Origin of the sequence: Achromobacter sp. ES-001 (assembly GCF_019448355.1) — a bacterium.
Classification (GTDB): domain Bacteria; phylum Pseudomonadota; class Gammaproteobacteria; order Burkholderiales; family Burkholderiaceae_B; genus Achromobacter; species Achromobacter spanius_B.
Window position 1 is genome coordinate 2,084,181 of sequence record NZ_CP079940.1, and the last position, 25,251, is coordinate 2,109,431.

Genomic DNA, 25,251 nt, shown 5'->3' on the forward strand with positions numbered 1-25,251 from the left:
CCGAATCGCTGACCTCTTCGGCTTTAGCCTCGCACCCACTGCCCAGCCTCGTCATCCCGTAGTCGGGCGCCAACCCACACAACCTGGCCCAGAACACGGGCCGGGTGTCCATTCTCGAGAGGGATATCGGGGTATGCTGGGTTGAACGAACGAGCGACCCAGCGGCCAGTAAGTTTGTCCTTGGCCACGGTCTTCACGATCATCTTGCCGTCATAGTTGATGGCATAGACGCCGCCGCCGGCCAAGTCGCGCAGCGTCAGGTCTTCGTTTGGGACAACGAGCAGGGCGGCGCCGTCCTTGATGACCGGTTCCATACTGTCGCCTTTTGCATACACCACGCGGGCCTTTCCGGCGTCGGCGCCCACCGACCGTAGGAACGATCTACGGAACTGGATCACGCCGGTTTGAGTCTCGTCGTCGTTCTCGATTCCATCGCCCGCCGCCAAGCGAACATCCGATAGTTCCGGAACCTTCTCGAACTTGTCGTTTGCGGCGTGCGGTTCGCCTGGTCCTACATTAGCCACCACGCCTTCCTGGGTGCTGATCCGAAGCTTGGGCTCGCGCTCTGCTTGATGCGTCGTGCGTCCGCCTTCCCATGGAGCTGGCAACCCGGGGATCCTCATGGGGAAGGCGTCGTCGGCGTGGTCCATGTCGACCAGGCCGCCGGGTTTGTGCAAGCGCAGAGCCGCGCCAGTCGGGTTTCGCAATGGGGCGGCCGTGGGTGCAACATTGACACCAAGCTTTAGCTGGGCAATGGCCAGCGCGAGAGCTCCTTGCAGCGCGTTCAATTGAGCCGCCGGAAGCGCGCGCACGTCCTGTTCGGAAATGTCGGGGAAGGGCCACGGCGCGGGCGGCGGGCTAGCTGCAACTTGGGGTGCCCCGTCTGGGCCCTTGCGCTTTGGTCCCACTCCGTCGTACAGCCACTGCGGATTGACGCGCAATAGTGGGGCGACCTTCATGCAGGTCGCCATATCCATGCCATTTGACCCATTAAACCAATGGGTTGCAGCCCCGGATGAAGCGTCCGCAGCCTTCCAAATGTCTGTTTTCGTTAGGCGTGGCTCGCCCGCGTCCGCACGACGGGCCGCTTCTTCCTCGAAGGCCTGCTTAATTCTTTCCTGAAAGGTCATCTTAGGATGCTAAACAAAAATGTTCTTAGATGGCTTGCTTTTAAAGTCTTAGCCAACTAAGATTGGGCTATGAGCGACCACATTAACGATTCCGATCTCATCGACGCCTACGGCGGAACCAGCAAGGTAGCGGCCCTGTGTGGGCTAACAACCGGGGCTGTCTCTCAATGGCGGACCAACGGCATTCCGAAGGCCTGGAAGGAAGTTTTGCGCCTTGCAAAGCCGAAAGTCTTTCGAACCTGGGCTGCAAAGCGTGCGCCCTCCGAAGAGGCGAGGGCGGCATGACATCAATGCACCGTCGCCGATTCGCGGCCGTCGGTCGCCCACGCCATGCGGTCACGCTCGGCGCACAGCTCCTGAAACAAATCCATGACGGCCTTCTCGCTGGGTGCTTCAAACGCTCGGCGGGCCAAGTCCTGCGCATTGTTCAACAGTTTTTCAGTTTCGCTCATTTGTCTTCTTCGCCCTTTAAGGCGCCTTCCTCTACAGGTTCTGCTACCGACTCCTTGTCGGGGCGCTGTATGGGCGCCTGACTTAGTCGGGTGGCATCGATGCGCGCGAAGAGGTGCGCTCGGGTCACTGGTTTGGATTCGTTGTTGTTGTCCATGTGCCGAACTTTATCGACGGCGCAGAAAAACCGAAACGTTGAAATTTTGAAGGAATCAGCCCTATGACCGCTCACTACACAAACACCCAGTGGCGCGACACGCTCTACAACACAGTGCGCAAGGCTGATGGTGGCGTTTCAGCGGCTGCGACCTTCCTCACTGAGCGACGTGACACGTCCATTCATCCGGAGTCTCTGCGCCGTAAGCTGAAGGGCGACGAGCAACTGGACGTTGACGTTGCGGTCCTGCTGACCGAGTGGCTGGAAAGAGACGTCACCACGTCTGACAAGTCTCGCGATTGGTTGCTGTCGCTTTGCGCGCAGGAAGGGCTGTTTGTTGACTTCGTTCCACCGCCGCCGGCCAGCGGTCACCCGGACGAGTTGGCGGCGCTCCAAGAAAAACTCATGGAAGTCATGGCGAAGGTCGGCAAGATCGCCGCGGAGCTCCGAGATGCGATAGCTGATGGAGTTTTGTGCCAGAACGATGCCGACATGCTCGTACCGCTGTTCCGCGCAGGCCGTGTGATCTTGCACCGAATGGAGCGCAACGTACTCCGCGCCGTGACCAAGGGTGGACGTTGATCATGGCCGATATCACTTTGGTTCGTCAGCAACCCGCCCAAGCCTCCGAACAGGAAAAGGAAGCCGCGCGCCGAATTATCTTCGGCATGGTCGATGGCCTGGGTGAGCGCGGCCGCAAGCAATGGCGCCGGCTGTGGAATCAGATCGTGAGGCTGCAGCCGGGCGAAATGATGTCCATCACGACGCACAAGGAACGTCTCGGCTGGTACCACCGCAAGCACATGAAGATGGAGACTGTTCTGTTCGAAGTACAGGACCGCTTCGAAGACTTCAAGGCATTCAGGGACTGGCTGAAGGTCGGTAGCGGCTTCGTGGACTGGTACCCGGGCCCGAAGGGCGGCGTGATTCCCGTGCCGCGCTCTATCAGCTACGCAAAGCTGGAGCAGGCCGACATGGAGCAGTTCCACGACGACGCTATTGCCTTCCTGAGAACTGCCCACGCACAGAAAACTATGTGGCCGCATCTGCCGGCCGCGCGCGCCAGCGAAATGCTGGAACTTGTCTTGCAAGGATTCGGCGAATGAAAGGCCGTAACCCCACGGCGGAACAGAAGCGATTCTGGGATCTGCTGGTCACAAACATTGGCTGCGTGGCGTCCCGTATGGACGGTTTCTTTGACGGCCATTGCTCCATTCATCACATCGACGGGCGCACGAAGCCCAACGCGCATTGGCTGGTGCTGCCGCTGTCCGCGGGGAACCACCAAGACGGGACCGGCGCGCGTGGCCGCATTGCCGTTCACCCGTGGAAAGCCCGATTTGAAGCGCGGTATGGCCGTCAGTCCGATTTATTGGTCTGGTGCATTGAGCAGCTACAGGCACAAGGGTTAGATGTTCCTGACGGCGCATTGCGCGCCGCAGGGATGTTGGAGGTTGCGTAATGGCGAATGAATGGTTCCGACTCTGGCACGACATGCCGAACGATCCCAAGTGGAGAACGATCGCGCGGGCTTCCGGCCAGTCAATTTCGCTTGTCTTGTCCGTGGCCTTGCATGTCATGACTGATGCGTCACGCAACGTCACGCGAGGTCACGCGGATGTCACGGCGGAAGACATTGCGAGCGCATTGGACGTGACTGAGGCTGATATTAAAGCTGTCCTTGATGCGATGCAGGGCCGCGTTATGGACGGTGAACGGCTTACGGGATGGGAAAAGCGCCAGCCCAAGAAGGAAGACGTTGGCAACCCTGAAACCCGCGCCAAGTCTGCCGCTGAGCGGAAGCGCGACCAGCGCGAACGGGAACGGCAAGCAGCCTCCGGGGACGAGTCACGCACGAGTCACGCAGAGTCACGCGAAGTCACGACAGATAAAGATAAAGAAGAAGATAAAGATAAAGAAGAAAAACAAACACCCCCTAACCCCCGCAAGCGGGGGAACGGGTTCGACGCGTCTGCGATCGATCTGCCGGAATGGCTTGACCGCGAAGCCTGGCAAGGCTGGGTTGCTGACCGAAAAGCCCGCAAGAAGCCGGTGACGCAAGAGGCCGCAAAGCTCCAGATTAAACAGCTTGCCGACCTGCGCGCGGAAGGGCACCCGCCCAGCACCGTAATCGCCAACAGCATTGCAAGCGGATATCAGGGGCTGTTCCCGCCCCGAACTCAAACCCGAACGAAACCGAACGGAGCGACAGCGCATGGAAACTTCAGCCAGCAGGACTATCACGCCGGGGTCGCAGCCGATGGCACGTTTTAAAACCGAGCAGTCCGCCCAGCGCTGCGAGCAGCACGGGGAATACACGGCCATAACATACATGGGTCATACGTCCGGCTGCCCCGCTTGTATTAAGCAGCAGCAAGAGCGCGAGGCCAGCGAGGCGCATGCCAAATGGATGTTGGAGTTGCGCCAACGCCGCGCCAACGAGTTGCTGGGTCGCGCTGCAATCCCGCCGCGGTTCGCCGACAGGACGTTGGATAACTTTGTGCCGCACGCGGAAGGGCCGAAGAAGGCTCTGGCTGTGGCAAAGAGCTTCGCAGACGGCTTCGATGAATGCCTAAAGACCGGCCAGAGCATTGTCTTCTGCGGCGGGGTGGGAGCTGGCAAAACTCATTTGGCTGTCGGGGTGTGCCACGCAGTCATTAAACAGGACCGTGTCGCAGTGTTCACGTCGGTCATCGGCGCCGTTCGATCGATCAAGGACACCTATCGGAAAGGTTCGGAGTTCACCGAGGCGGAAGCAATCCAAAACTTGGTCGAGCCCGACCTTTTGGTCTTGGACGAGGTCGGTGTGCAGTTCGGCAGCGAAACCGAAAAGATGTACCTGTTCGAAGTGATCAACGGCCGCTATCAGGCTCTGAAGCCAACGATTGTCATTAGCAATTTGGCGAAGGAGCCACTGACCGAGTACTTGGGCGAACGAGTTATTGATCGCCTGCGTGAAGGTGGTGGCCGAATGGTGGTATTCGACTGGCCCAGCTATCGGAGGCAAGCATGATTGAGTTGCCTGATTTTTCTTCGGTGCCGAACGAACGGCGCTGGGCCTTGAGGATCTTACGCGAGAACGAGCGGCCAGGAGGCCGCCGCTACTCGATGACCGTCTTGTCCATGGCCAAGCGTGCGCTCGGGATTGGGTTGAACGCGGGGGAGGGGCAATGATAGTTGTCGACTTACCCTGGCCCCCCAAGGAACTGAGCCCGAATCATAGGGGCCACTGGGCGCCGGTTTCCCAAGCGAAGAAGCGCTATAGAACCGCTGCGCGGTTGCTCGCCCGCTCAGCGCTTTCCAAAGCAGACGGATTCAGTCAATTCCTGGCAGTCCGTCTCGCGTACGAGTTCTTCCCGCCAGATGCGCGTGCTTATGACCGCGACAACTTGGCAGCGCGGATGAAAGCCGCGACTGACGGCATCGCGGACGCTATCGGCATGAATGACCGAGGCTTCCATTTCGCGCCGGCCGAGATTCGGGGAAAGGCCAAGGGCGGCATGGTCCGCGTAACTATCGAACAGGTGACGCTATGACGATCATCGAGAAACCCCGCGCCCGCTTAGAAGGCGGCATGTGGTTGGTCTGGTGCGCTGCGGTTGGGCCCAGCCCACGCGCGACATTCGAGTCGGCGTATATGGCATGGGTCCATCGCCGTGGGTGGCTGGAATGACGGCGGATCTCCAACGGTGGGAGTTGCGCGATCCGATGCTGGTGGTGATGAGCCGCCAGCAGGCCGCCCTGAAACGATCGTGCGAGGGCTGCGCGCATGCCAAGACCATCGAAACTCCTTTCATCGGCGACACAATCACGCGTTGCTTGAAGGGCAAGCCCTACGGCAAGAAGTGCAGCCGGTACGAGGTGGTCAATGGATAGCAGCTTGCCGCGGTGGGTTGAGGACGAGATCCATAACTGGGCGCGCTCGCAATGGGAGGGGGAGTGGCCCGGTCCCGGTCGACCGGTGCATGACGAGCCGGCCGTATGCGCCTTCCCCGCGGAGCCAGGCCACGAGGATGACGACGAGCCCCCGCGCATTCCCGTGAACCATGACCGCGCGCGCAAGGTGAACCGCCTCTATGAGGCGTTGCCTCTGGCGGAACAGCGCGTGATCCAGGCGGAATACACGCGCCGCAATGAGTATGGCGACTTGCCCGCGCACCTTCGCCAGGACAAGGCGTGCCGCGTGATCGGAATCGCCCTGCCTTACTACAAGGTGGCGCTGGGCAGTTTCAAGCAGAAGGTTTGGAGGATGTTCGAATGAAGTACGCACACGAAGTTATCGATCTGCTGGGCGCTTTCCCCGGGCGCCGGTTCAAGATGAGGCAGATCATCAACCACGTGGCGCCTAGAGCCGATCAGCGCCAGCGCGCCGTGGTGCGTACCGGCGTGTGGCGCGTCCTGGTTGCGCTGGAGGAATCCGGGCAGATAGCCAGCACCCGCGATGAAGCAGAAAGCCGCGTCCATGTCGAATATTGGTGGGAAACCATAACATCAGCTTCTGGAAAAGCATTTCAGAAACCATCACAATACGTGCGGGAACTTGCGCCTTAAAGTTCTGCTCGTTATGACACGAATTTGGTCAAATTTTCGGTACAAGTTTGGGCTTTGCTTTGTCCGAATCGAACGCTTCCGGCAGGTAAGGCCAGTTTTCCAACACCTGGCCTGTGTCCTCCTGATTAAACTTTTCAGTGCCGAACGCATTTTTGAACGACCAGAGAAGGTTGTCGTCTGACACATTTAGGTTATCAAAAAGTGCGTATTTGTTGGCTAGTGCGGCAAGTCGCTCGTGAAAAATGCCGTTATAGGCGATAAGGATCAGCTCGGATTGCGATAGTTGGGCTCGAACGATTGCCATGTAATCCCAGCGGACAGCCTCGTCGTCCAATTCTGCTTTGTCAATCCATGACAGCAGTCGGTACAAGGTTCGCAACATCGCGCCTAGTTCGCTTTCATGTTGCCGGAACTCATCTTGATAGATCAACTTCGCCCTGCGCAAAGCTTCGATGAAGTTCTTTATAGTCTTGACGTCGCCTTTGTGGACTAATTGAATCGCTCCGGGGCCTGGGTTGAGAAGCCAAGGCCAGTTAAAACCCCGTGTGAAATTTTGATCGAAAGCAATCGTGTCCGAGAATGTTTCGACGATTTTCTCCAAGAGTGCGGTGCCCCGCTCTGTTTTTTTTGGTGCCGAGAATTCTCTAACTAGAGCCTTGTAGCTATTGAGCCAAGTAAACAGCGATTGCTCCATGTTCTGCTGAACAATCGCCTTATGCTGCGCGTCGAGGGCGGCAGTAGATTTGGTGGTTTCCTCGCGTTGTAGCTTCAGTTCGCGCCTTTGGAGAGCCAGTTCTTCACTTTGCATCCATATCGCATCCTGCTGCGACATCAATGTTCTAAGCAGCAGTATCAACGTCACAACACCGACGACTGGGTTGAGCAGGCCACCAAAGAAATCGCCGAGCTGGCCCCAATCATCGTGCTTTGCTGACAGGGCGCCGTCAAACTTGGATCTATAAGTGAAGTAAGCAATTGCGGCGACTATAGCCGGCACGCTTACGCAAATCTTCATCCAACGCATAGCCTTCTTTCTAGCGGCTAACCAAGCCTTCTTTCGCTCTTCTGCTTCTTGATCGAGTCGGGATTCTGCGACGCTCATACTTGCCTCGTAATTTAATGTAACGCGTGGAATATATTTGATATGGCGCTGACAAACAAACAGCGCTGCTTCGTGGATGAGTACCTCGTTGACCTCAACGCCACGCAAGCGGCGATAAGGGCGGGGTATAGCGCGAAGACTGCCTCATCCCAGGGCGAACGCCTGTTGAGGAATGTTGAGGTTTCCCAGGCCGTCCAAGATTCGCAGGCGAAACGGTCGAGCCGAGTCCAGGTGGACGCCGATTACGTCCTTCGCCGCTTGGTAGAGATCGACCAGATGGACGTCCTGGACATCATGCGCGAGGACATGTCGCTCAAGCCGGTGTCTGAGTGGCCCCTGGTGTGGCGCCGGTATCTATCCGGCTTTGACCTCGGCGAGATGTTCGAGGGCCGCGGCGAAGAGCGGGGAATGATCGGCATCTTGAAGAAGATCAAGTGGCCGGACAAGGTGAAGAACCTTGAGCTGCTTGGGCGCCATGTGGGCGTAAGGGCGTTCCGCGATCAGGTGGAACACATGGGCAAGAACGGCGGGCCGATGGAATTTGCCACACTGTCCAAAGAGGAATACCGCCAGGCCCGCCGCGAGATGCTGGCGAATGACGACTGCTGACCAGCGTGACTATGCCCGACGCCTAGAGTGTGAGGAAGATGGGCTGTACTTCGCCCGGTACTTCTTCAAGCAGCGCATGGGCAACAAGATGATCGTTGCCCCGCACCATAAGGTTATCCAGGACACGCTGGACCGGGTGGTAAGCGGCGAAATAAAGCGGCTGATCATCAATATCCCGCCCGGGTACACCAAGACAGAGCTTGCGACGATCAACTTGATCGGGCGCGGTCTGGCGCTGAACAATCGCGCTCGGTTCATGCATCTGTCGTACTCGCACAACCTGGCGCTGCTGAACTCCAGCACGGCGCGCGGTGTCATCAAGTCGCAGGCCTACCAGGCAATGTGGCCGATGGCGCTGAAGGACGACGCCGACAGTAAGGCCATGTGGTGGACGGAGCATGGCGGCGGCGTGTACGCCTCGTCGGCTGCTGGCCAGGTCACGGGCTTCCGGGCCGGCCACATGGAGCCGGGCTGGCAAGGCGCGCTGATCATCGACGATCCGGTCAAGCCGGACGACGCATATAGCGATACGGTGCGGGGCGGCATCAACGACCGCTTCAACGAGACGATCAAGTCCCGCTTGGCGATCGAGACGACGCCGATGATCGTCATCATGCAGCGCATCCACTATCAGGATCTCAGCGGATACCTCCTGCGGGGCGGGTCAGGCGAAAAGTGGCACCACCTGAATCTCCCGGTGATCATCAACAACAGCGATCCTTACCCGAGCGAGAACACGCACGGTATACCGATTGCGCACGGCCTGCCTGACGGGTGGCTATGGCCCTACAAGCACAACGAAACCCACCGGACGGCGCTCTTTGCCCACCGGCGGACTGCCGAAGCGCAGTACATGCAGCGGCCCCGCCGGTTCAATGCCGAGGGCGCTTTGTGGACTGAGGCGTTGATCGCCGCGGCGCACGCGCTCCAGATTCGGCATGATCGGAATCGCACTGTGGTGGCAATCGACCCGCAGGCAACGAACAGCGACGAGAGCGACGAAACCGGCATTGTGGTTGCCAGCTCCTACGGTGCTGGTGATGCCAAGCAATACTCGGTCGACGGCGACTACAGCGGCAAGTTCTCCCCTAACGGCTGGGCAACCAAAGCCATGGGCGCCTACGAGCAGCACCGCGCCGACGCCATCGTCATAGAGACGAACCAGGGCGGCGACATGGCCGAAGAGACTTTGCGCAATGCGGGTTTCAAAGGTCGCATCGTTCGCGTGCATGCCAGCAAAGGCAAGTACGCCCGGGCCGAGCCCATATCGGCGCTGTACGAGCAGGGGAGGGTTGCCCATCAAGGCAGCCTCTACCTACTTGAGAACCAACTTATGGAATACGTCCCGGCCACGGCGAAGAAATCCCCCGACAGGCTGGACGCAATGGTCTACGCACTCACAGAGCTCGGTGGCGCTAAGCCTATCGGCATGCTTCTCCCAGGACGGTAAATGGCAATTTTCAAGGTCACGCAGCGCGAGAGTGGCAAGTCCATGATCGTGCGGGCGAAGTGCGTCTCGTGCGCGCGCACGGTGGCTGTCGAGAATGCCGGGCCCGAGGGTACTGCCGTCTGGCGCGATCCGGATCAATCGAGTGTTGAGCTGGTGCGTCACGACGACAGGCCCGGCCTGATTCTCAAATCGGAATGAGCATGTCAGACACGAACAACAGCGCGCAGCTTCAGTTGGCGGTGAATGCCGCACTGAGCCAAGCGCAGATCGCGCGCGCCCGCATGGGATTGCTGGGCGGCTCGGGGGTCGACAACAAGCGGCCCCAGGCTTGGTGTGAGTACGGCTTCCCCGAAGAGATCGGGTTTTCCGACTTCTACGCGCTGTATCGCCGCGGCGGTATTGCGCACGGCGCCATTGGAAAGATTACGTCCGCATGCTGGAAGACGAACCCCTGGGTGATCGAGGGCGACGACCAGGACAACGCGACCGGCGAGACGGCTTGGGAACGTGGAAACAAGCAAGTCTTTACGCCGAAGTTCTGGCGCTCTGTGGCCGAGGCGGACAAGCGCCGTCTCGTAGGTCGATACTCGGGCCTGCTGCTGCAAGTGCGCGACAGCGGCCGCTGGGATGAGCCCATCAAGCGCAAGGGCTCGCAGCTGGTCAAGATGATCCCGACTTGGGCGGGTAGCCTCAAGCCGGCCGGATTCAACACCAACGCCCAGGATGAGGGATACGGGGCTGTCACCAAGTGGCAGTACACCGAGTACGGAATGGAAGGGAATGCTGGGCGCAAGGTGGATATCCACCCCGACCGCGTTTTCATCTTGGGCGACGCCTCATGCGACGCCATCGGCTTCCTGGAACCCGCTTACAACGCCTTCGTCAGCCTGGAAAAGGTTGAAGGCGGATCGGGTGAATCCTTCCTGAAGAACGCCTCGCGCCAGCTTTCGGTCAACTATGACAAGGACGTAGACCTGGGCAGCATCGCCCAGGCCTATGGTGTGTCGCTGGACCAATTGCAGGCCCGCTTCAATGAGGCGGCCCGTGAGGTCAATCGAGGCAACGACGCTCTGCTGGTCACGCAGGGCGCCACGGTCAACCCGCTGGTTACCGCCGTTGCCGACCCCGGCCCGACGTACAACGTAAACCTGCAAACGGCCGGCGCCGCACTCGATATCCCCAGCAAGATACTGGTCGGTATGCAGACCGGCGAGCGCGCCAGTTCGGAAGACCAGAAATACTTCAATGCCCGGTGCCAGTCGCGGCGTGCCGACCTGGGGATGGAAATCCACGACCTGGTGGAGCACCTGACGCGCATTGGATTGGTCAAGTCCATATCCGAATGTACGGTGATGTGGGACGACCTGACCGAAGCGACCCAGGCCGACAAGCTGGGTAACGCCAAGGCGATGAGCGAGATCAACCAGACTGCCCAGGCATCCGGCGCCGAGGTTTTCACGACGGACGAGATCCGCGAGGCCGCCGGCTACGACGCTCTGGACGACGAGCCATTGCCAGATGAGGACGACGATGGCCCGATCACCAATCCTGCCGAGTAATCAGGCAGACCCGACAGGGGTAGATCGGCTGGAGCGGGGCGCCATGAAGGATTTTGACCGGCGGATGCGGCGGATTCGGAATGGATACGTTGAGGCGCTGGCCCGCATTCCGGCCGAGCCGGTTGTGAACAAGCGCTATACGTTCAGGCTGGATCAGGCGCTGTTGTCGTCGATCTTCGCTGACACAGACCGCCTAGTTGACCAGATCCTGCTGGAAGGCGGGGAACGCAATCTATGGCTGTTTGAGTCGTATGTGGGGGTGGCTTACCAGCGCGGCACAGCGCAGGAGTTCGCCAACCTTGGCCAGCAGTCGCCGGCCTACAAGGCGGGGCGTGACTCTCTGCCAGCGTTGCTCAGATCCGAGCCATATCAGGCGCGTCTGTCCCTGGTACGAGCGCGCCAGTTTGAGGAAATGAAAGGTCTCTCCGGTCAGGTCAAGGCGGACATGTCCCGCATCCTGTCAGACGGTATCGGCCGGGGCTTGAACCCGCGCGACATCGCCAGGAATTTGACCGAGCAGACGGGCATAGAAGCCCGCCGGGGCCACCGCATCGCACGTACTGAAGTGCCCATGGCCCTACGCCGTGCGCGCTGGGACGAGCAAGACCAGGCCCAGGAAGACTACGGCACCCAGGCGAAGCTGATGCACATGTCCGCGCTTAGCCCGACTACTCGCCTGACTCATGCCCGCCGTCACGCGAAGCTCTTCACGAGCGAAGAAACCCGCGATTGGTACGCGCGCGATGCCAACGCCATCAACTGCAAGTGCAGCCAAGTATCGGTCCTGGTGGACGAGAAGGGCGAGCCGCTCGTGCCGGCCATCGTCGACCGGGCGCGTAAGAACTACCAAGTGATGAAAGACAAAGGCAACGGCCCCTGGGCCGATGACAAGGAATAGCCATGCCGATGCAGGTAAACATCCGCACGCAGGTCAACAGCAAGTCCATCCGCCGCGAACAGCACAACGGCCGCGAGCACATCGTAATCCCGAGCTACACGATGCCGTTTGACGTGGTCATGAACGGCGGCCTGTACCCGAAAGATCAGATCGTTGCGAATTACAAGAAGCTCGAAGGCACGTTGGCCCCGCTGGGTCACCCCACCGTGAACGGCGCGTTTGTGTCCGCCTTCTCTCCCGAGGGCATCAACCTGGGGCATATCGGTGCCTGGAACCGCAATACGAAGCTGGTCGGCAACCGCGTCTACACCGAAAAGTGGATTGACGTGGAGGTCGCGCAGAACACGGAGGGCGGCCGGCGCGTGATTGAGCGCGTAGAGCAGCTTGAGAAAGGGGAGGGTGAGCCGGTGCATACCAGCGTCGCCGTCTTCCTGGAGCGTGAGCCGGCCGTCAACGCCGACGGCTATGAATGGACCGCCAAGATCCACGGTATTGACCACGACGCCATCCTGCTTGACGAGCCAGGCGCCGCCACACCCGAGCAGGGCGTGGGCCTGATGGTCAACGCTGACCAGGCTGTGCCGGTCCAAGCGAATGCAGGCGCGCTGGTGGGTGAGTCCTTCCGCGAGCGCGAGAACCGCATCCAGGCGGCCGCCAAGGCCCGCTTTGCCCCTGGCGCAGAGGAGTACGTCTGGGTAGCCGATTTCACCGACACACAGGCGGTACTGGTGCGTAACGGCGACGTGGCCGAAGTCTATGGCTATGCCACCGAAGGCGGAACGATCGTCTTCGATGATGTCGGATCTCTAGTCGTCAGGAAGGAATCCTGGGTCACCGCCGTGGTGAACAGCGTCAAACGAATTTTCAACCATCAGGCTCGGCCTGATAACACTCTGGAGGGCAATATGCCTCTGACCGCTGAAGAAAAGGCCGAGCTGACCACCGATATCAGCAAAGCCGTCGCCGCCAACGTGGCGGAACAACTCAAGCCGCTGACCGCCAAGGTTGAGGGCTTGGAGACCAATCACAAGGCTTTGTCTGACGCACTGACTGCCAACGCCAAGGCCGAGGAAGCTGACAAGCGCAAGGCCGTGGCCGCCGTGCATGGTGACATCGTCGCCAATGCGCTGTCCGGCGAGTCCTTGGACGCGATGTTCAAGGTGCTGGGCACCGCGGCGCCGATCACCAACGGCCAGGTTGCCGATTCCGGCAAGCCGCGCTTTGACGAAGTCCCGGACTAAGGAGCCCAGATCATGGCTGTGAAATGGAACAAGATTTACCGTGGCGGCGTTCATCGCACCACGCCCGAAACGCGCGAAGTGAACGCGCCGACCACGGGCACCTTTCTGCCTGGCACGGCGGTCACCATCACCTCCGCCGCAGGCGACATGACCGTCCAGAAGGGGATCACGGGCGTGCGTGACTTCTGGTACCTGATTGGCGAGCAGTTGCACGGCTCCGTCGACGACAACCAGGTTGGCGGCGGTTCGTCCATGCGTCTGTACACCCCGCGTTCGGCAGACCTGATGGCTGGCCGCTTGGTGGCCGGCGTCGCGATCGCCGACGACGTGCCCCTAACGATCAACGCCGATGGCCGATTCGCTTTGGCCGTCACTGACGACCCGATCCATGCATACATCGACGATCCGGCCAATGCCTTCCCCGGCACGACCCCGACCACGTCGACGCTGGACCAGTTGGTCCCGATCAAGATCCGCTAAGGAGGCCGAAAATGGCTTTTTACGTAGACAAAAAGGGCCTGGAAGCGAATTCCGGCCTGAAGAAGCAGCACCAGTTCATCGTGAACTCACGTACCGCGAACTGGGACCACGAAACCGGCCTGATGAAGGCCGCCGGCCTGGAAGTGAACGAGGCGCGCATCCCTGGTGAAGTGTGGCGTGACTTCGACACGCAGACCAAGACACTGATGCTGTCCGATGAGGGCGGTGTCCTGCTGAACGACCTGATGCCCCTGGCGCGCAACGTCCACATCGGCAAGATCGTCAGCGAATACCGCCGCTACGGCGCGGATGAGCTGGAAGTCCGGTCCAGCATCGACGGCCAGCACCGCAAGCCCCTGAACCACGTCAGCTTCGACTATGACGGCGCCATCGTTCTGGTTCACTCCACGCAAGTCGGCCGCATCTGGCGCGAGCTGGAAGGCATGCGCTCGGAAGGCTACGACGCTCTGCTGGATGACCAGGCCGCGGCTACTCGCTTTGTCCGCAAGCGCACCGTTGACAACTTTGTCGATGGCACGCCCGACCTGACCTACAAGAACTACCAAGCCTTCGGTATCAAGAACAACCCGAACACCATCGCGTTGGACTTGGGCGCCGCCGGCCTGAACGTGGATCTGACCAGCCCGACGCTGACCTTTGCGCAGGCATGGGGCGCCTTCGTCGCAGCACTGCAAGCGCTGCAAGGCCAGGGCAACAACGCCGTCGGCAACGTCACGTTCTACATCTCGGACGCGATCTGGTTCAACCTTCTGCGCATCGCCAACCCCGGCACCAGCAACGTCGAAACCATCCTCCAGGGCCTGCAACGCATCCCCGGTGTGGCTGGCTTCAAGCGCACCGACACCGTAACCGGCAATGAATTCCTAGCCATCATCTTGTCCAGCGAGTACATCCGCCCGGTCGTCGGCATGCCCGTCACCACGACGCCGATCCCGCGCGTCACGCCGATGGACGATTGGCATGTTCTGGTGTGGGGCGCCTCGGGCTTGCAGGTCAAGGCCGATGCGCAGGGCCGTAGCGGCGTGCTGTATGCCAGCGCGGCATAAAGGGGGAATCATGGCGAAATCCAAGTACATCCTCCTGCGCAAGATCATCGGCGCCGAAGTGATGCTGGCCGGCGCGGTGATCGAGCTCACGCCCGACCAGGCCGCCCATCCGCTGTATCGCACCCGAGTGCGTAAGGCCGATGACGGTGTGGCGCTGGTGCCGGCCACGCCCGGTGCGGGTTCGGATGGCGCCGATCAAGAAAAGGGCGACGTCAAGAACCGCCTGAAAGAGCTGGGTATCAAGTACGACGGTCGGAAGAGCGCTGAAGAACTGGTTTCCCTGCTGCCCGACGGCGACCCGCTGAAGCCTGCCGCCAAGTAACCGCCTACGGGCGGTTTTCTTTTGGCCCCGCCTGATGGTGGGGCCATTTCTATTTTGAGGTCTGGATATGGTGACGATCGACCAAGCCAAGCAGTATCTGGAGGGCCAGGGGATCGTCCTGCCGGATTTCGTCCTGACGGCGCTGGTCGCCCAGGCAAACAGCATCCAGGAATGTCTGGATGTGCATTACACCCCGGAAACGGCGCTGCTGATCCAGTTGTACCTGTTGAGCCTGATGGGGATGGGGCAGGGCGATCGCTACATCAGCAGCCAGACGGCGCCCAGCGGCGCGTCGCGATCGTTCCGGTATCAAGGGTTCGCCGACCGATGGAGCGGCGCTCTGTCGCTGCTGCGCGGCCTGGACAAGTACGGGTGTGCTTCTGAGTTAATCCCTCCTGATCCGACCAAGAAGGCGTTTGCGGGCATGTGGATCGCTAAGGGCGGGTGCCAAGAATGAGCGCCACCGCCAACTGGAGCTATACGAATATCGCGACTGTCCGACCCTTCCTGACGATCGACATGATGACCGGCGAAACCGTCTACGGCCCGGAGTTCGATATCGCCTGCACATGGACGGCAGAAAGCAAGATGGAGCGCGAATCGGGAGGGCAGAGCGGGGCGCGCGGGGCGGAATTCCTGTCGCAGCACATCATCTTCACCGAAGACAAGCGCCCCAAGTACCTCGATCAGATCCGCTTTGACGGTTCGGACGGCTGGGAAGAGATTCGCTCGGTGACGAACTGGGATATGTCGTTCTTCGGCGAAGAGCCGGACCTGAAGCTGGTGACCTGACATGCCAGTAAAGGGCATCGAGCGCGTCAAGCGCGGGTTTCGGATTGCGGTAAAGGAAATCGGCGAAGGTAAGACCGAGCGCGCCGTCTACGAGACTCTGTCGCAGGGATCGGCTATGGCTGCCCAGATGACGCCGATTGACTCCAGCAACCTGGTCAACAGCCAGTACGCGCCACAGATCGACGTGAAGGAAGGCAAGGTGTCCGGCTCGGTCGGGTACACGGCCTCCTATGCGGCGGCTGTACACGAAGCGTCAGGCAAGCTCAAAGGGAAGCCTCGGGCCGACTTCGGCAGGACGCGCGCCGGCGTGGGTTTCGGCGGTGGCACAGGCAACGGCAACTATTGGGACCCCAATGCGGAGCCCGAATTCCTTACCAAGGGCTTTGATCAGATAAAGGGCGCGGTGCCGGCCATTCTCAAAAGGATTTACGGTGTTTGACGCCTTCACTGATTGGCTAAAAGCGGTTGTTGGCGACGGATACCAGTACAGCCGCGGCATGTGGATTGATAGCCCGTCGGTCAACGGAGCATTCATCGCATCTGTGGAGCAGATGGGTGGACCGGCGCCCAATGTTGAAGACCGCGTCATCCGCTTCAAGGTGATCCTGCTAGGCCCGCGTGACGGGCGCAAGCATGTCGTCGCTGTCGAACAAACCATGGAATCACTGGCCCAGGCCGCATTAGGCGATTCATCGCCCTGCGGCTCTGCGTCCGTGCGCGCGGTCGGCGAAGCCGTCGGCCCCGGCTACACGAGCGAGAACCGCCCTTGGTACTCGCTTGATTTTGAAGTGCTTTTATAACTGGAGGCCACTAATGGCTACTTGCAAGAACCAGAAGTATGTTGGCCGTGACGTGGTCCTGGAATACCACATCGGCTGCGGCGATCAACTCCCCGCCGAAACGGATTGGAAGCGCTTCGCCGCCCTCCGAACGAAGGAATTCACCCTCGAATGGGAAACGGCCGACGCGACCGCTGACGACTCGGTGGGCGCGCTGCGCGAGAATATCGCCACGTTCCAGACCCTCAGCATCTCGGGAGACGGCACTGCCAAGGCCTCCGGCGCCGGCTCTGAAAACCTGATCGAGATCACCAAGCACGTTGCGCGTCCCGACGCTACTGGCGGCCAGCCTGTCGCATGGATGCGTATGACGTTTCCGGACCTGACGTTCACGGCCTTCATGCTCGTGTCGAACATGAGCCGTAGCGCTCCGTTCGATGATGTCGTGACGTTCAGCCTGGAAGCTAGCGCCACCGGCAGCGATTACGGCTTGATCGTCGAAGACACTCCCGACCCAGACGCAGCCGATCCGACCAGCGTTGAGGTGATCCCGTCGACGCTGAGCTTGGCGGTAGGTCAGTCGTTCGATGCGGAGGCGGTCGTGATGCCCGTTGGTGCCTCGCAATCGCTGCGCTGGACGTCGTCCAATCCGGCCATGGCGACGGTGAACCAAGTTACAGGGCAGATTACGGCCATCGCCGCCGGATCTGTGACGATCACGGCGGCGTCCAGCGTTGCCCCGAGTGTTACCGACACGATCGCTCTGACGGTGGTCCCCTTGGTCCAAGGCATTTCCGTCTCTCCCACCGCGGTATCGGTGGAAGAGGGCGCGACGCAGGCATTGACGGCTTCTGTCTCGCCGGCTGGCGCGGCTCCGGGCCTAGTGTACGAAAGCGCATCGCCCGCTGTGGCCACCGTTAGCAACGTGGGCTTGATTACCGGTGTCGCCGAAGGCAACACCAGCGTCAAGATCACCAGCGCGGCTCGTCCGGCTGTGAGCGTCACTGTGCCGGTGACTGTCACGCCGGCATAACTCATGATCCTGACCGAAATTGGCGAAGTCGGTGTGTACGCGGGGGACCAGGTTGTGCGCCTACGTCCCTCTCTGTATGCAATGTCTAGATTGGGAGATCCCGTCGAGATTGTCGAAACATTCGCCACGGTCATGGGTGGGGCAGAGGATGACGCGCAGGCGCGCCGGTTGTTCCAGGCCGCTTTGGGCGTCATCTACGCATGCGCTAGCGAAGACGTCGACCCTTCGTCATTGTTTGGCACGTACGAGACCACCTCCGGGTCGCTGGAATACGTGCCAGGGGCTGCGCCGGCGGAGCATGTGGTCCCGCTTGCGCGCTGCCTGCTGAAGCATGGCGTCACTGGCGCACTGCCCCCGTTGCCGAGGCGGCCGGGTGATGATGAGCCGGTGTATGTGAAGGAGTTCGTGGCCCGGGACCATGTGGCTATGGCCATGGCTCATCTAGGCGTTTCGGAGCGAGACGCTTGGGATCTGACGATGACCGGGATGGTCGGCGCATTGCGCGCCAAGTTCCCGCCGGCCGAAAGTAACGCACCTGGCGCCAAGGCACCAACCAAAGAACAGCATGACGCGACTATGGCGTGGTTCGACAAGATCGAAGCAAAGCGAAAGGCAGCTAAAGGGGTTCAGTGATGGCAGGCGGAATGAATGTCGGGTCGATCTACTACGAGGTCGAGGCCGACACGTCGAAGCTCGTCAACAGCTCCACCAGCGTCGATTCGACGTTGGACAAGATGAACAAGCGCTTTGGCCAAACGGATAAGGCGGCCAACCAAGCGCAGTTTCAAATGACGCAGACGGCTGCGGCCGTAAAGGGGTTGGGCCGCGAGGCGGCTGTTTCGTCGTCTGCGCTAAAAGGGTTTTCAGGTGTGCTGGCGGGGATCATCTCGCTTCAAGGTGTTTCCGGCCTGATCCAGATGGCCGAGGCGTACAACGAAATGGCCGAGCGTGTGCAGATGGCCACCGCGAACGCCGCCGAGTACAACACCGTGCAGGCTCGTCTGCTTGAGACCGCGAACAAGACTTACCGGTCTTTGTCCGAGGCCCAGGAAGTCTATATCCGCACATCTGCCGCCCTTAAGTCGATGGGTTATGACACGGAATCGGCGCTGGACGTCACGGACTCGCTTTCGTACTCGTTCGTCAAAAATGCGACTAGCGTGGATCGCGCGAAGAGCGCCACGGATGCCTTTAGTAAGGTTCTCAACAAGGGCCGTGTCGAAGCGGACGCTTGGGAAACCATCCTGGCCGCGATCCCCACCGTTGTGGCGGACGTGGCCACGGCTACTGGGAAGACTGCGGAAGAGGTGCGCAGGTTGGGCGTGAATGGCCAACTGACCGCGCGCCAGTTGTCAGAAGGTTTGCGCACGTCGCTGGACGAGAACAAGAAGGCCGCTGATGGGATGGCCACGACCATCAAAGACGCGTTCACCGCGCTTCGGAACAACCTTTCCGCGATGGTAGGCGAGGCAAATAGGTCCACGGGCGCGACAGGTGTGCTGTCAAAGGCGGTGTTGACGCTTGCCGAGAACCTGCAAACGCTCGTGACCGCGTTGCTGGCGATCGGCGCCGGGGCGATGGCGAAGTACCTCGCAGGCATTACCGCGTCTACGCTCGCCAACGCCCGTGCGGCGCTGGGCGCCAAGGCCCAAGCGGCGGCGGCCCTTGAGCAAGCCATTGCCAACGAGAAGGCTGCGGCCGCAGCCGCAGGGCAGGCCGCAGCGCAAGTCCGTCTGGGCGGGTCGCTCGCTGCCTCCACCGCTGCTGCAAATGCCCATCGCGCAGCTCAGACCGCCCTAGCCGCAGCGCAACGCACGACGACTGCTGCGGGGACCGGGCTGGTCGCGATGCTGGGCGGGCCGGCAGGAATTATCGGATTGCTGGCCACTGCCGCAGCCGGCGTGTATTTATTTGGCGACAATTCTCGGAAGGCGGCGCCCAACGTCGAAGAGCTGGCGACCGCCGTAGACAACCTGACCCAGGCGCAACTAGAACTCCGGCGTGTGCAGGTAGGCGATGCGATCCAGCAGATCGAGAAAGAGGCGCGCGATGCTGCTCGAAGCGTGTCCACCATCACCAAGGACATCATTGAGCTGCAAAAGGCCCAGCAGCGAGGCGCAAACTTGGGCGCCGATGGTCTGTCGAATGCCAACAAGTCGCTTGTCGAAGAGAAGGCGAATCTTGATGAAGTGAACGGTCGCCTCCAAAAGCTGTACGAGCTCCAGGAAAAGCTTGCCAACCAGAAGCCGCGCGAGCGGACGAGCGGGGGGCCCAGCAAGCCGGCAGACGCAGACCCGGAGGTAGCGAAGCGCCTACAAGGAATGCGCGATGAACTGGCGCTCGCCAAGCTTACTGGAGACGCTCGGGCTCGCCTGGCGGCGATCCAGAAACTGGGTGCCAACGCTACGAAAGAGGATCGAGAGGAAGCAGAACGACTAGCCTCGGAGATCTACAAGCTAGAGCAGGCCCAGAAGGCCGGAGAATCTGGCTCAAAAAAGTCCGCTGAGGCAGCGAAAGAGAACGAGAAGGTGATAGACGGGCTGGCGACCGCCCTCTATGAAGCAGGATTGGCCGGCACCGAGCTCGAGGTGGTGAAGGCGAAGGCGGCTTTGAACCCCTTCGCCACTCCCGAGCAAGTGGCGCAGGTTGAAGCTTTGGCGCGCGCGATCGGCAAGGTCAACGAAGCAGAGCAGAATCAGAAACTGCTTGGCCAGGTAGATCCTATCGCCGCCGAACAACTGCGATTCCAAGCCGAACTAGAGAATCAACGCAAGCTGCACGAAGCGAAGATACTTGAAGACCAGCGCTACTTGGATCTCAAGGCCCAAGCTGAGACGGCTCACGACGAGAAGATGCGTGTTTTGCAGGAGGAGAATTTCCGCCGTCAGTCGGGCTGGAATGAGCTTCTCATGTCTAGCCTAGACCAGTTGGGCGCGACCGCTGCGGATACGCTCGTAGGAATTGCCACAGGTGCTAGCTCCGGTGAAGACGCGGTCAAGGCACTCGCAGGAGCCATTCTGAAGCAAGGCGTGAACGCGCTTGTGCAGATGGGTTTGCAGTACGTCAAAAATCTGATCATGGGCCAGGCCGCCACCGCAGCGGCAACGGCGGCCGGCACAGCGGCGGCGGCCACTCTGGCTACCGCTTGGGCCATCCCCGCCGCATTCGCATCGCTCGCGTCTTTTGGCGCCAACTCAGCGCCTGCTATGGCGGGTATCGGCGCTACGGTGGGCCTTGCCGAGGGCTTGGCCCTGGTCGGTGGCGGTGGCCGGCAGTACGGTGGGGGAGTGGACGCTGCGAAGATGTATCGCATCAACGAGAACGGGGCTCCAGAAGTCTTCAATGCTGCCAACGGCCAGCAATTCATGCTGCCGAACCGGCGTGGTGAGGTCGTTAGCAACAAGGACGCTACAGGGGGTAGCGGCTCTATCCCGAGCGTGACGATCAATTTGATCGAGAATCGGGATCGCGCCGGCCAAGTCTCTCGAAGCCGGGATGGTGATGGCAATTTGACGGCGGACCTGTTCGTTGCCGATATACAAGGCGGGGGTGAGATGTCTCAAACTCTGGAATCCACATACGGCCTTAAGCGCCAAGGTCGGTAAAAATGGAAACCTCGATCGACTATCCGTCTCAGCTTCCCGCACCCCTGTGGGCTCCGAATCAGTATGCTGTTACGTCCCCCAACCAGCGCACGGCCATGGATTCCGGCCGCGCTCGGCAACGTCGGAAATTCAGCTCTGTACCGGTGATGCGCTCTGCCACATGGGTTATGACGAGCGCACAAGCCCGGCTGTTTGAACTCTGGTACAAGGCCACTCTCAAAGACGGCACCGAGTGGTTCAATATCTATCTACGGCATCCCATCGGCTATGCAGTGCGGGTGTGCCGTATTTCCGGCGTCTACAACGGTCCGATCGCTTGGGGGGCAGATCGCTGGCAGTTCTCTGCCACCTTGGAAGTGTGGGAGCGCCCGCTGCTTCCTGACGAGTGGGCAATCCTGCCGAGCTTCGTGGCGAATCCGGAAATCTTTGACCTGGCGATGAACCGGGAGTGGCCGAAAGCATGAGCACTCTTGCCGAAGTGTACGCAAGCGCGCCCGCTGGCGAGTTGATCATCTCCACACTCGAAATTAATGTGGCCGGTCAGACTCCGATTCGAATCTGCGATGGGTTTGAAAACCAACTCTTAGGCGTGTCGGGCTCATTCGTCCTGTTCGTGGCGGGTTCTCTTTCTGTATCTCTTCCAGCGAAGAACAACTCGGGGCGTCAGACGTTGAACTTCGGTGTCGCCGGCGTATCGGCCATCGTTGACAGGTACTTCGATCTCGCCCAAGAGTCTGGGCAGCCTGTGCAGGTTATCTACCGCGAGTACCTCGAAAGCGATAAAAGTCAGCCGGCCAGAAAGCCTTATGTTATGGAACTTCTGGGCGGCACAATCGAGAGTGATGAGGCAACCTTGAGCGCTGCATTCTTTGACCTCTTGAATTTGCGGTGGTCCCGCCAGCTGTACACGGCGAGCAATGCGCCAGGTATCAAGTATCTATGAGCCTGCAAAGTTACCTCGCCACACGGTACGTTGCCGGCGGACGAGGCCCTGTCGAATACGACTGCTGGGGAATCACTCGCGACGCGAAATTCGAATTCTTCGGAGGCGTCAAATTGCCAGAGTGCGCAGACGCCAAACCCGGCTTGATTCCTGTCATAACGCGCGAGGTGTCACGGGTGGCCCAGCAGTACTCCATGAGGACCACCGAGCAACCCGAACCGGGCCATGTGGCCACCGCTTGGCATGGCCGTGTATGCGTTCATGTTGGGCTGGTGATCCGAGATCAAGAAGGCGTTCTCAAGATTTTGGAGACCGACGAGCCCACCGGGCCGTGCCTTACTCGCGTGCGTCACTTCGAACAACGATATTCAAGGGTTGTTTACTATGCGGATTGACATCTACTCTGCCCCCGAGTTGGAAACGCGGCTGGAGTCCATCGATTGGGCCGGCACGTTTGAGCAATACTTAGACGCCACAATCCCGGCCTGGCGCAACATGGAAGTGCAGCGCTTCGCTGCGTACCTTGATGGCGTCAAGTGGCCGCAAGATCGGTGGGGCGAGTCGCTGGCGCAGGACGCGCTAGTGCGATTGAACACGATCCCGATGGGCGGCCTGTTCAAGATCATCGATCCGGTCTTGTCAAAGCTGCTGAACGTGTTCCGCGGCAAACGTCCTGTGACGAATCGCGAAACGCCGGAATCGCGAAACTTGGAAGCGGCAGATGGGAAAGCCAACACCGCAAAACTCGGCAGCGTGGTGGCCGAGCCTGCCGGGCGGTATCGCCGCTTCGTGGACTATCTCACACCGCCGCGCCGCTATTTCGTGAACAAGCGAGAGCAATGGTTGGTCTTCCTTGCCAACGTCGGCCCAGGGAATTACCAGATCGCTGATTCGGATGTGCGCGTCGGGTCTACGCCATTTAGCGCACTGGGCGATGACGCAATCTACGGCGTGTACCCACCTGGCACGAATCTGTCCGGGCAAGTCGCGGCGCAGATCTGGCACACGGTTACCGAGGTGGGCGGCACGTCATCGGGGTCGGCGGGCCTGGAGCTCACAACGGATCTTGCCAATCGAGATAACACCGATCCGGCGTCGTATTCCTTTAGCGGCGCAACTATCACGCGTGGCGATGGAGAGTATCCAAGCGGGTGGGGCGTCAGCACCATCGTGGCGATTGAATACGTCCGTCCGTACAACATTGTCGATCACTTTGTAGACCCCACCGAATCTGCACCGGGCTATGTGATTAGTCGCTTCACCGGCTACTTTGGCCATATGCCCACCGTCGCTGTCGGGGCGGTATTTCAAGTCGGGGCGTTTGGTTCAAATGTGAAGTGGCGCGTGAAGACGGTTGTGTCTTCGCCTGGCGCAGGCATCTTCACGCTTGAGTTTGAAGAAGACACCGAGTTCTTTACGCCCATTCACGTCGCGCCTGCCACGGGGGTCTCTTATACCTTCGGAGCTGATATTGAACGCACCATCACTGGTTTTGATCCGGCCAGCATCAATGTGTCTCCCGGTGGGTTCGAGACGGGATCGGCGTCCGTGCGGCTGAGGTTTGCTGGCGGGGCCGTGTATGGGGAGTGGACAAATGAGTTTATTGCTACCCCTGACGGCGCAGTCACCAGCACGTTGGAGCTTGACGTTTTTTTCCCCAATGGGCTGTGCTATTTGTCAGATGGCGGTGATGTGGAGTCTCGCTCGGTCAGCGTTGAATACCAATACCGTAACGTGGCCGGCGGGCCGAGGGTGACGGTGGCACGTACATTTTCCGACGCCACTGTTGACCAGATCGGATTCACCGAACAATTCTCCATCGCGCCGATGGTGCCAGCAGTTCGCATGCGCCGCGTGGGAGCGCAGTCTACGAGCACCCAGGCCCAAGACAAATGCCAGTGGTACGGCCTCAAGGCGCGGATGCCTGACTATTGGGTGTACCCAGACTGGACGACCATAAGCGTGATGCTGCGCAGCGGCGGCAAGCTGGCGGCACAAAGTGAGAACCAAATCAACGTCATCCCCGTTCGTGTGCTCCCGACGCTACTGGCGGACGGCACATGGTCATCGCCCACACCCACGCGGGACATCACGGCTTTTGCGCGCTACATCCTCCAATCGGCAGGCGTGGGTGACGAGGCTCTTGACATTGAAGAGTGGCTACGCCTTGACGCGATCTGGAAAGCGCGCGGCGACACACTGGACTTCGTATTCGATACCACCACGGTAAAGGAAGCGCTAGATACAGCCTTCGGCGCCGGCATGGCTGAGTTCACGTGCGGAGATGGCCTAGTGCGTCCAGTGCGAGAGGACGTGAAGCCGGTTAACCAGTTCGAGCAGTCGTACGGCCCCTTCAATATGAAAGCGCCCCTGCGTCGCAATCGCTCCACGCATTCCGAAATCACGGATTACGACGGCGTCGATGTTGAGTACGTGAATGCCGAAACGTGGGTACGGGAGACGGTCCAGTGCCGCCTGCCGGGCGACTTGGGGGCCATAGTTCAAAAGATGACTCTGGACGGTGTAACGGATCGCACTCGCGCATGGCGCATTGGTATGCGTCGTCGGGCGGCCCTCTACTACCGCAAAAGTGAATACAGCTTTACGACGGAGTTGGATGCCCTCAACAGCGAGTACATGGGCTATGTGGGGCTGTTTGGATATGGCCGCACTGGGTTGCTCGTTGGCATTACTTCTGATGGCGTCGGCGGTGCGATCCTGGAAAGCAGTGAGCCGGTCACCTGGGATGCTTTGGACGGCCCGCATGTGGTCGCGTATCGGCGTCTAGACGGGTCATTTGCAGGGCCGTTCGCCGCATCAGAAGGAGACGACGAGTACCACATACGTGCCACGGTTCCCCAGCCTTGGCCTTCAATTTCCCTTAGCCATGAGCCCCCGCACTTGTATTTTGGGCCGCTGTCGTCGTTTTGCTTTCCTGCGCTTATTTCTGGCGTATCGCCACGCGGCGATTTTGAGGTCTCAGTGACGGCGGTGAATTACGACTCTCGTGTATACGCGTTCGACAACTATTCCCCGCCAACGTAACGATTTCCAGCATCAACCCAGGCCCCTTCCGAGGGGCC

The 25,251-nt window shown here is 60.1% G+C and carries 34 protein-coding genes; 30 read left to right on the top strand and 4 right to left on the bottom strand.

Translation table 11 applies throughout. The features are described 5' to 3' along the window. Positions 1-23 precede the first annotated feature (23 nt). Entirely contained in the window at positions 24-1,130 is a 1,107-nt protein-coding gene (locus KYT87_RS09385) for a S24 family peptidase (RefSeq protein WP_219992074.1), read from the bottom strand. 69 nt (positions 1,131-1,199) lie between these two features. On the opposite strand from KYT87_RS09385, the gene KYT87_RS09390 reads away from it, so the two are divergent. Continuing rightward, entirely contained in the window at positions 1,200-1,415 is a 216-nt protein-coding gene (locus KYT87_RS09390; protein ID WP_083447554.1) for a hypothetical protein, read from the top strand. Between the two features lie 2 nt (positions 1,416-1,417). On the opposite strand, the gene KYT87_RS09395 is transcribed toward KYT87_RS09390, so the two are convergent. Then, the gene (locus tag KYT87_RS09395) at positions 1,418-1,582 is read right to left on the bottom strand and encodes a hypothetical protein (protein WP_219992075.1); all 165 of its coding nucleotides are present in this window, start codon (positions 1,580-1,582) and stop codon (positions 1,418-1,420) included. After that, positions 1,579-1,737 (bottom strand): hypothetical protein, encoded by a 159-nt coding sequence (locus KYT87_RS09400; protein ID WP_219992076.1) that lies wholly within the window; start codon positions 1,735-1,737, stop codon positions 1,579-1,581. Before KYT87_RS09400 ends, KYT87_RS09395 begins: the two co-directional genes overlap by 4 nt. Positions 1,738-1,800: 63 nt before the next feature. On the opposite strand from KYT87_RS09400, the gene KYT87_RS09405 reads away from it, so the two are divergent. The 10 genes from KYT87_RS09405 (at position 1,801) to KYT87_RS09450 (ending at position 6,288) form a co-directional block, all read left to right on the top strand. Further along, the gene (locus tag KYT87_RS09405) at positions 1,801-2,319 is read left to right on the top strand and encodes a hypothetical protein (protein WP_219992077.1); all 519 of its coding nucleotides are present in this window, start codon (positions 1,801-1,803) and stop codon (positions 2,317-2,319) included. 2 nt (positions 2,320-2,321) lie between these two features. Next, positions 2,322-2,843, top strand: coding sequence for a DUF1367 family protein (locus KYT87_RS09410; RefSeq protein ID WP_219992078.1), 522 nt, complete (start codon positions 2,322-2,324; stop codon positions 2,841-2,843). Next, positions 2,840-3,199 (top strand): Ref family recombination enhancement nuclease, encoded by a 360-nt coding sequence (locus KYT87_RS09415; protein ID WP_219992079.1) that lies wholly within the window; start codon positions 2,840-2,842, stop codon positions 3,197-3,199. The genes KYT87_RS09410 and KYT87_RS09415 overlap by 4 nt, the downstream gene beginning before the upstream one ends. Continuing rightward, complete coding sequence (locus tag KYT87_RS09420; protein WP_219992080.1) at positions 3,199-4,011, top strand: hypothetical protein; 813 nt, start codon at positions 3,199-3,201, stop codon at positions 4,009-4,011. Before KYT87_RS09415 ends, KYT87_RS09420 begins: the two co-directional genes overlap by 1 nt. Next, complete coding sequence (locus tag KYT87_RS09425; protein WP_219992081.1) at positions 3,998-4,750, top strand: ATP-binding protein; 753 nt, start codon at positions 3,998-4,000, stop codon at positions 4,748-4,750. The genes KYT87_RS09420 and KYT87_RS09425 overlap by 14 nt, the downstream gene beginning before the upstream one ends. Continuing rightward, a complete protein-coding gene (locus tag KYT87_RS09430; protein ID WP_219992082.1) occupies positions 4,747-4,911 on the top strand; it encodes a hypothetical protein in 165 nt (54 codons plus the stop codon). The genes KYT87_RS09425 and KYT87_RS09430 overlap by 4 nt, the downstream gene beginning before the upstream one ends. Before the next feature lie 227 nt (positions 4,912-5,138). Next, positions 5,139-5,273, top strand: a complete 135-nt coding sequence (locus tag KYT87_RS29750) for a hypothetical protein (protein ID WP_255594033.1) — start codon at positions 5,139-5,141, stop codon at positions 5,271-5,273. Positions 5,274-5,406: 133 nt separating this feature from the next. Beyond that, positions 5,407-5,613 (top strand): hypothetical protein, encoded by a 207-nt coding sequence (locus KYT87_RS09440; protein ID WP_219992084.1) that lies wholly within the window; start codon positions 5,407-5,409, stop codon positions 5,611-5,613. Then, positions 5,606-5,998, top strand: a complete 393-nt coding sequence (locus tag KYT87_RS09445) for a hypothetical protein (protein WP_219992085.1) — start codon at positions 5,606-5,608, stop codon at positions 5,996-5,998. Before KYT87_RS09440 ends, KYT87_RS09445 begins: the two co-directional genes overlap by 8 nt. Then, positions 5,995-6,288 (top strand): hypothetical protein, encoded by a 294-nt coding sequence (locus KYT87_RS09450; protein WP_219992086.1) that lies wholly within the window; start codon positions 5,995-5,997, stop codon positions 6,286-6,288. The genes KYT87_RS09445 and KYT87_RS09450 overlap by 4 nt, the downstream gene beginning before the upstream one ends. A 28-nt stretch (positions 6,289-6,316) precedes the next feature. Here KYT87_RS09450 and KYT87_RS09455 read toward each other — a convergent pair whose 3' ends face one another. Continuing rightward, positions 6,317-7,390 carry a putative phage abortive infection protein gene (locus KYT87_RS09455; RefSeq protein WP_219992087.1) on the bottom strand — a complete coding sequence of 358 codons (1,074 nt, stop codon included), beginning with the start codon at positions 7,388-7,390 and terminating at the stop codon, positions 6,317-6,319. A 42-nt stretch (positions 7,391-7,432) separates the two neighbouring features. On the opposite strand from KYT87_RS09455, the gene KYT87_RS09460 reads away from it, so the two are divergent. The 19 genes from KYT87_RS09460 (at position 7,433) to KYT87_RS09555 (ending at position 25,213) form a co-directional block, all read left to right on the top strand. Next, positions 7,433-7,999, top strand: a complete 567-nt coding sequence (locus KYT87_RS09460) for a terminase small subunit (protein WP_219992088.1) — start codon at positions 7,433-7,435, stop codon at positions 7,997-7,999. Further along, on the top strand, positions 7,986-9,449 hold the full coding sequence (locus KYT87_RS09465) for a hypothetical protein (RefSeq protein WP_219992089.1): 1,464 nt from the start codon (positions 7,986-7,988) through the stop codon (positions 9,447-9,449). Before KYT87_RS09460 ends, KYT87_RS09465 begins: the two co-directional genes overlap by 14 nt. Continuing rightward, positions 9,450-9,647: a hypothetical protein gene (locus KYT87_RS09470; RefSeq protein ID WP_219992090.1), complete on the top strand. Its 198-nt coding sequence runs from the start codon at positions 9,450-9,452 to the stop codon at positions 9,645-9,647. It begins immediately after the preceding gene. 2 nt (positions 9,648-9,649) lie between these two features. Then, positions 9,650-11,008 (top strand): DUF1073 domain-containing protein, encoded by a 1,359-nt coding sequence (locus KYT87_RS09475; RefSeq protein WP_219992091.1) that lies wholly within the window; start codon positions 9,650-9,652, stop codon positions 11,006-11,008. A 43-nt stretch (positions 11,009-11,051) separates the two neighbouring features. Then, the gene (locus tag KYT87_RS09480; protein ID WP_219992092.1) at positions 11,052-11,906 is read left to right on the top strand and encodes a phage minor head protein; all 855 of its coding nucleotides are present in this window, start codon (positions 11,052-11,054) and stop codon (positions 11,904-11,906) included. Between the two features lie 2 nt (positions 11,907-11,908). Beyond that, complete coding sequence (locus tag KYT87_RS09485) at positions 11,909-13,147, top strand: hypothetical protein (RefSeq protein ID WP_219992093.1); 1,239 nt, start codon at positions 11,909-11,911, stop codon at positions 13,145-13,147. 12 nt (positions 13,148-13,159) lie between these two features. After that, on the top strand, positions 13,160-13,627 hold the full coding sequence (locus tag KYT87_RS09490; protein WP_219992094.1) for a hypothetical protein: 468 nt from the start codon (positions 13,160-13,162) through the stop codon (positions 13,625-13,627). Positions 13,628-13,638: 11 nt separating this feature from the next. Next, the gene (locus KYT87_RS09495; protein ID WP_219992095.1) at positions 13,639-14,694 is read left to right on the top strand and encodes a major capsid protein; all 1,056 of its coding nucleotides are present in this window, start codon (positions 13,639-13,641) and stop codon (positions 14,692-14,694) included. 10 nt (positions 14,695-14,704) lie between these two features. Then, positions 14,705-15,016, top strand: a complete 312-nt coding sequence (locus KYT87_RS09500; RefSeq protein ID WP_219992096.1) for a hypothetical protein — start codon at positions 14,705-14,707, stop codon at positions 15,014-15,016. Between the two features lie 67 nt (positions 15,017-15,083). After that, on the top strand, positions 15,084-15,473 hold the full coding sequence (locus KYT87_RS09505) for a hypothetical protein (protein ID WP_219992097.1): 390 nt from the start codon (positions 15,084-15,086) through the stop codon (positions 15,471-15,473). Continuing rightward, positions 15,470-15,808 carry a hypothetical protein gene (locus tag KYT87_RS09510; RefSeq protein ID WP_219992098.1) on the top strand — a complete coding sequence of 113 codons (339 nt, stop codon included), beginning with the start codon at positions 15,470-15,472 and terminating at the stop codon, positions 15,806-15,808. The genes KYT87_RS09505 and KYT87_RS09510 overlap by 4 nt, the downstream gene beginning before the upstream one ends. Position 15,809: 1 nt before the next feature. Then, on the top strand, positions 15,810-16,247 hold the full coding sequence (locus KYT87_RS09515; protein WP_046803576.1) for a hypothetical protein: 438 nt from the start codon (positions 15,810-15,812) through the stop codon (positions 16,245-16,247). Further along, positions 16,240-16,608 carry a hypothetical protein gene (locus tag KYT87_RS09520; RefSeq protein ID WP_219992099.1) on the top strand — a complete coding sequence of 123 codons (369 nt, stop codon included), beginning with the start codon at positions 16,240-16,242 and terminating at the stop codon, positions 16,606-16,608. Before KYT87_RS09515 ends, KYT87_RS09520 begins: the two co-directional genes overlap by 8 nt. A gap of 13 nt (positions 16,609-16,621) precedes the next feature. Further along, positions 16,622-17,620, top strand: coding sequence for a phage tail protein (locus KYT87_RS09525; protein ID WP_219992100.1), 999 nt, complete (start codon positions 16,622-16,624; stop codon positions 17,618-17,620). Positions 17,621-17,623: 3 nt separating this feature from the next. After that, the gene (locus KYT87_RS09530; RefSeq protein WP_219992101.1) at positions 17,624-18,253 is read left to right on the top strand and encodes a DUF6246 family protein; all 630 of its coding nucleotides are present in this window, start codon (positions 17,624-17,626) and stop codon (positions 18,251-18,253) included. An 11-nt stretch (positions 18,254-18,264) separates the two neighbouring features. Then, entirely contained in the window at positions 18,265-21,225 is a 2,961-nt protein-coding gene (locus KYT87_RS09535; protein ID WP_219992102.1) for a tape measure protein, read from the top strand. A gap of 2 nt (positions 21,226-21,227) precedes the next feature. After that, positions 21,228-21,689, top strand: coding sequence for a hypothetical protein (locus tag KYT87_RS09540; RefSeq protein WP_219992103.1), 462 nt, complete (start codon positions 21,228-21,230; stop codon positions 21,687-21,689). Next, positions 21,686-22,168 carry a DUF1833 family protein gene (locus tag KYT87_RS09545; protein WP_219992104.1) on the top strand — a complete coding sequence of 161 codons (483 nt, stop codon included), beginning with the start codon at positions 21,686-21,688 and terminating at the stop codon, positions 22,166-22,168. Before KYT87_RS09540 ends, KYT87_RS09545 begins: the two co-directional genes overlap by 4 nt. A 384-nt stretch (positions 22,169-22,552) precedes the next feature. Further along, positions 22,553-25,213 (top strand): host specificity factor TipJ family phage tail protein, encoded by a 2,661-nt coding sequence (locus tag KYT87_RS09555; protein ID WP_219992106.1) that lies wholly within the window; start codon positions 22,553-22,555, stop codon positions 25,211-25,213. Positions 25,214-25,251 lie beyond the last annotated feature (38 nt).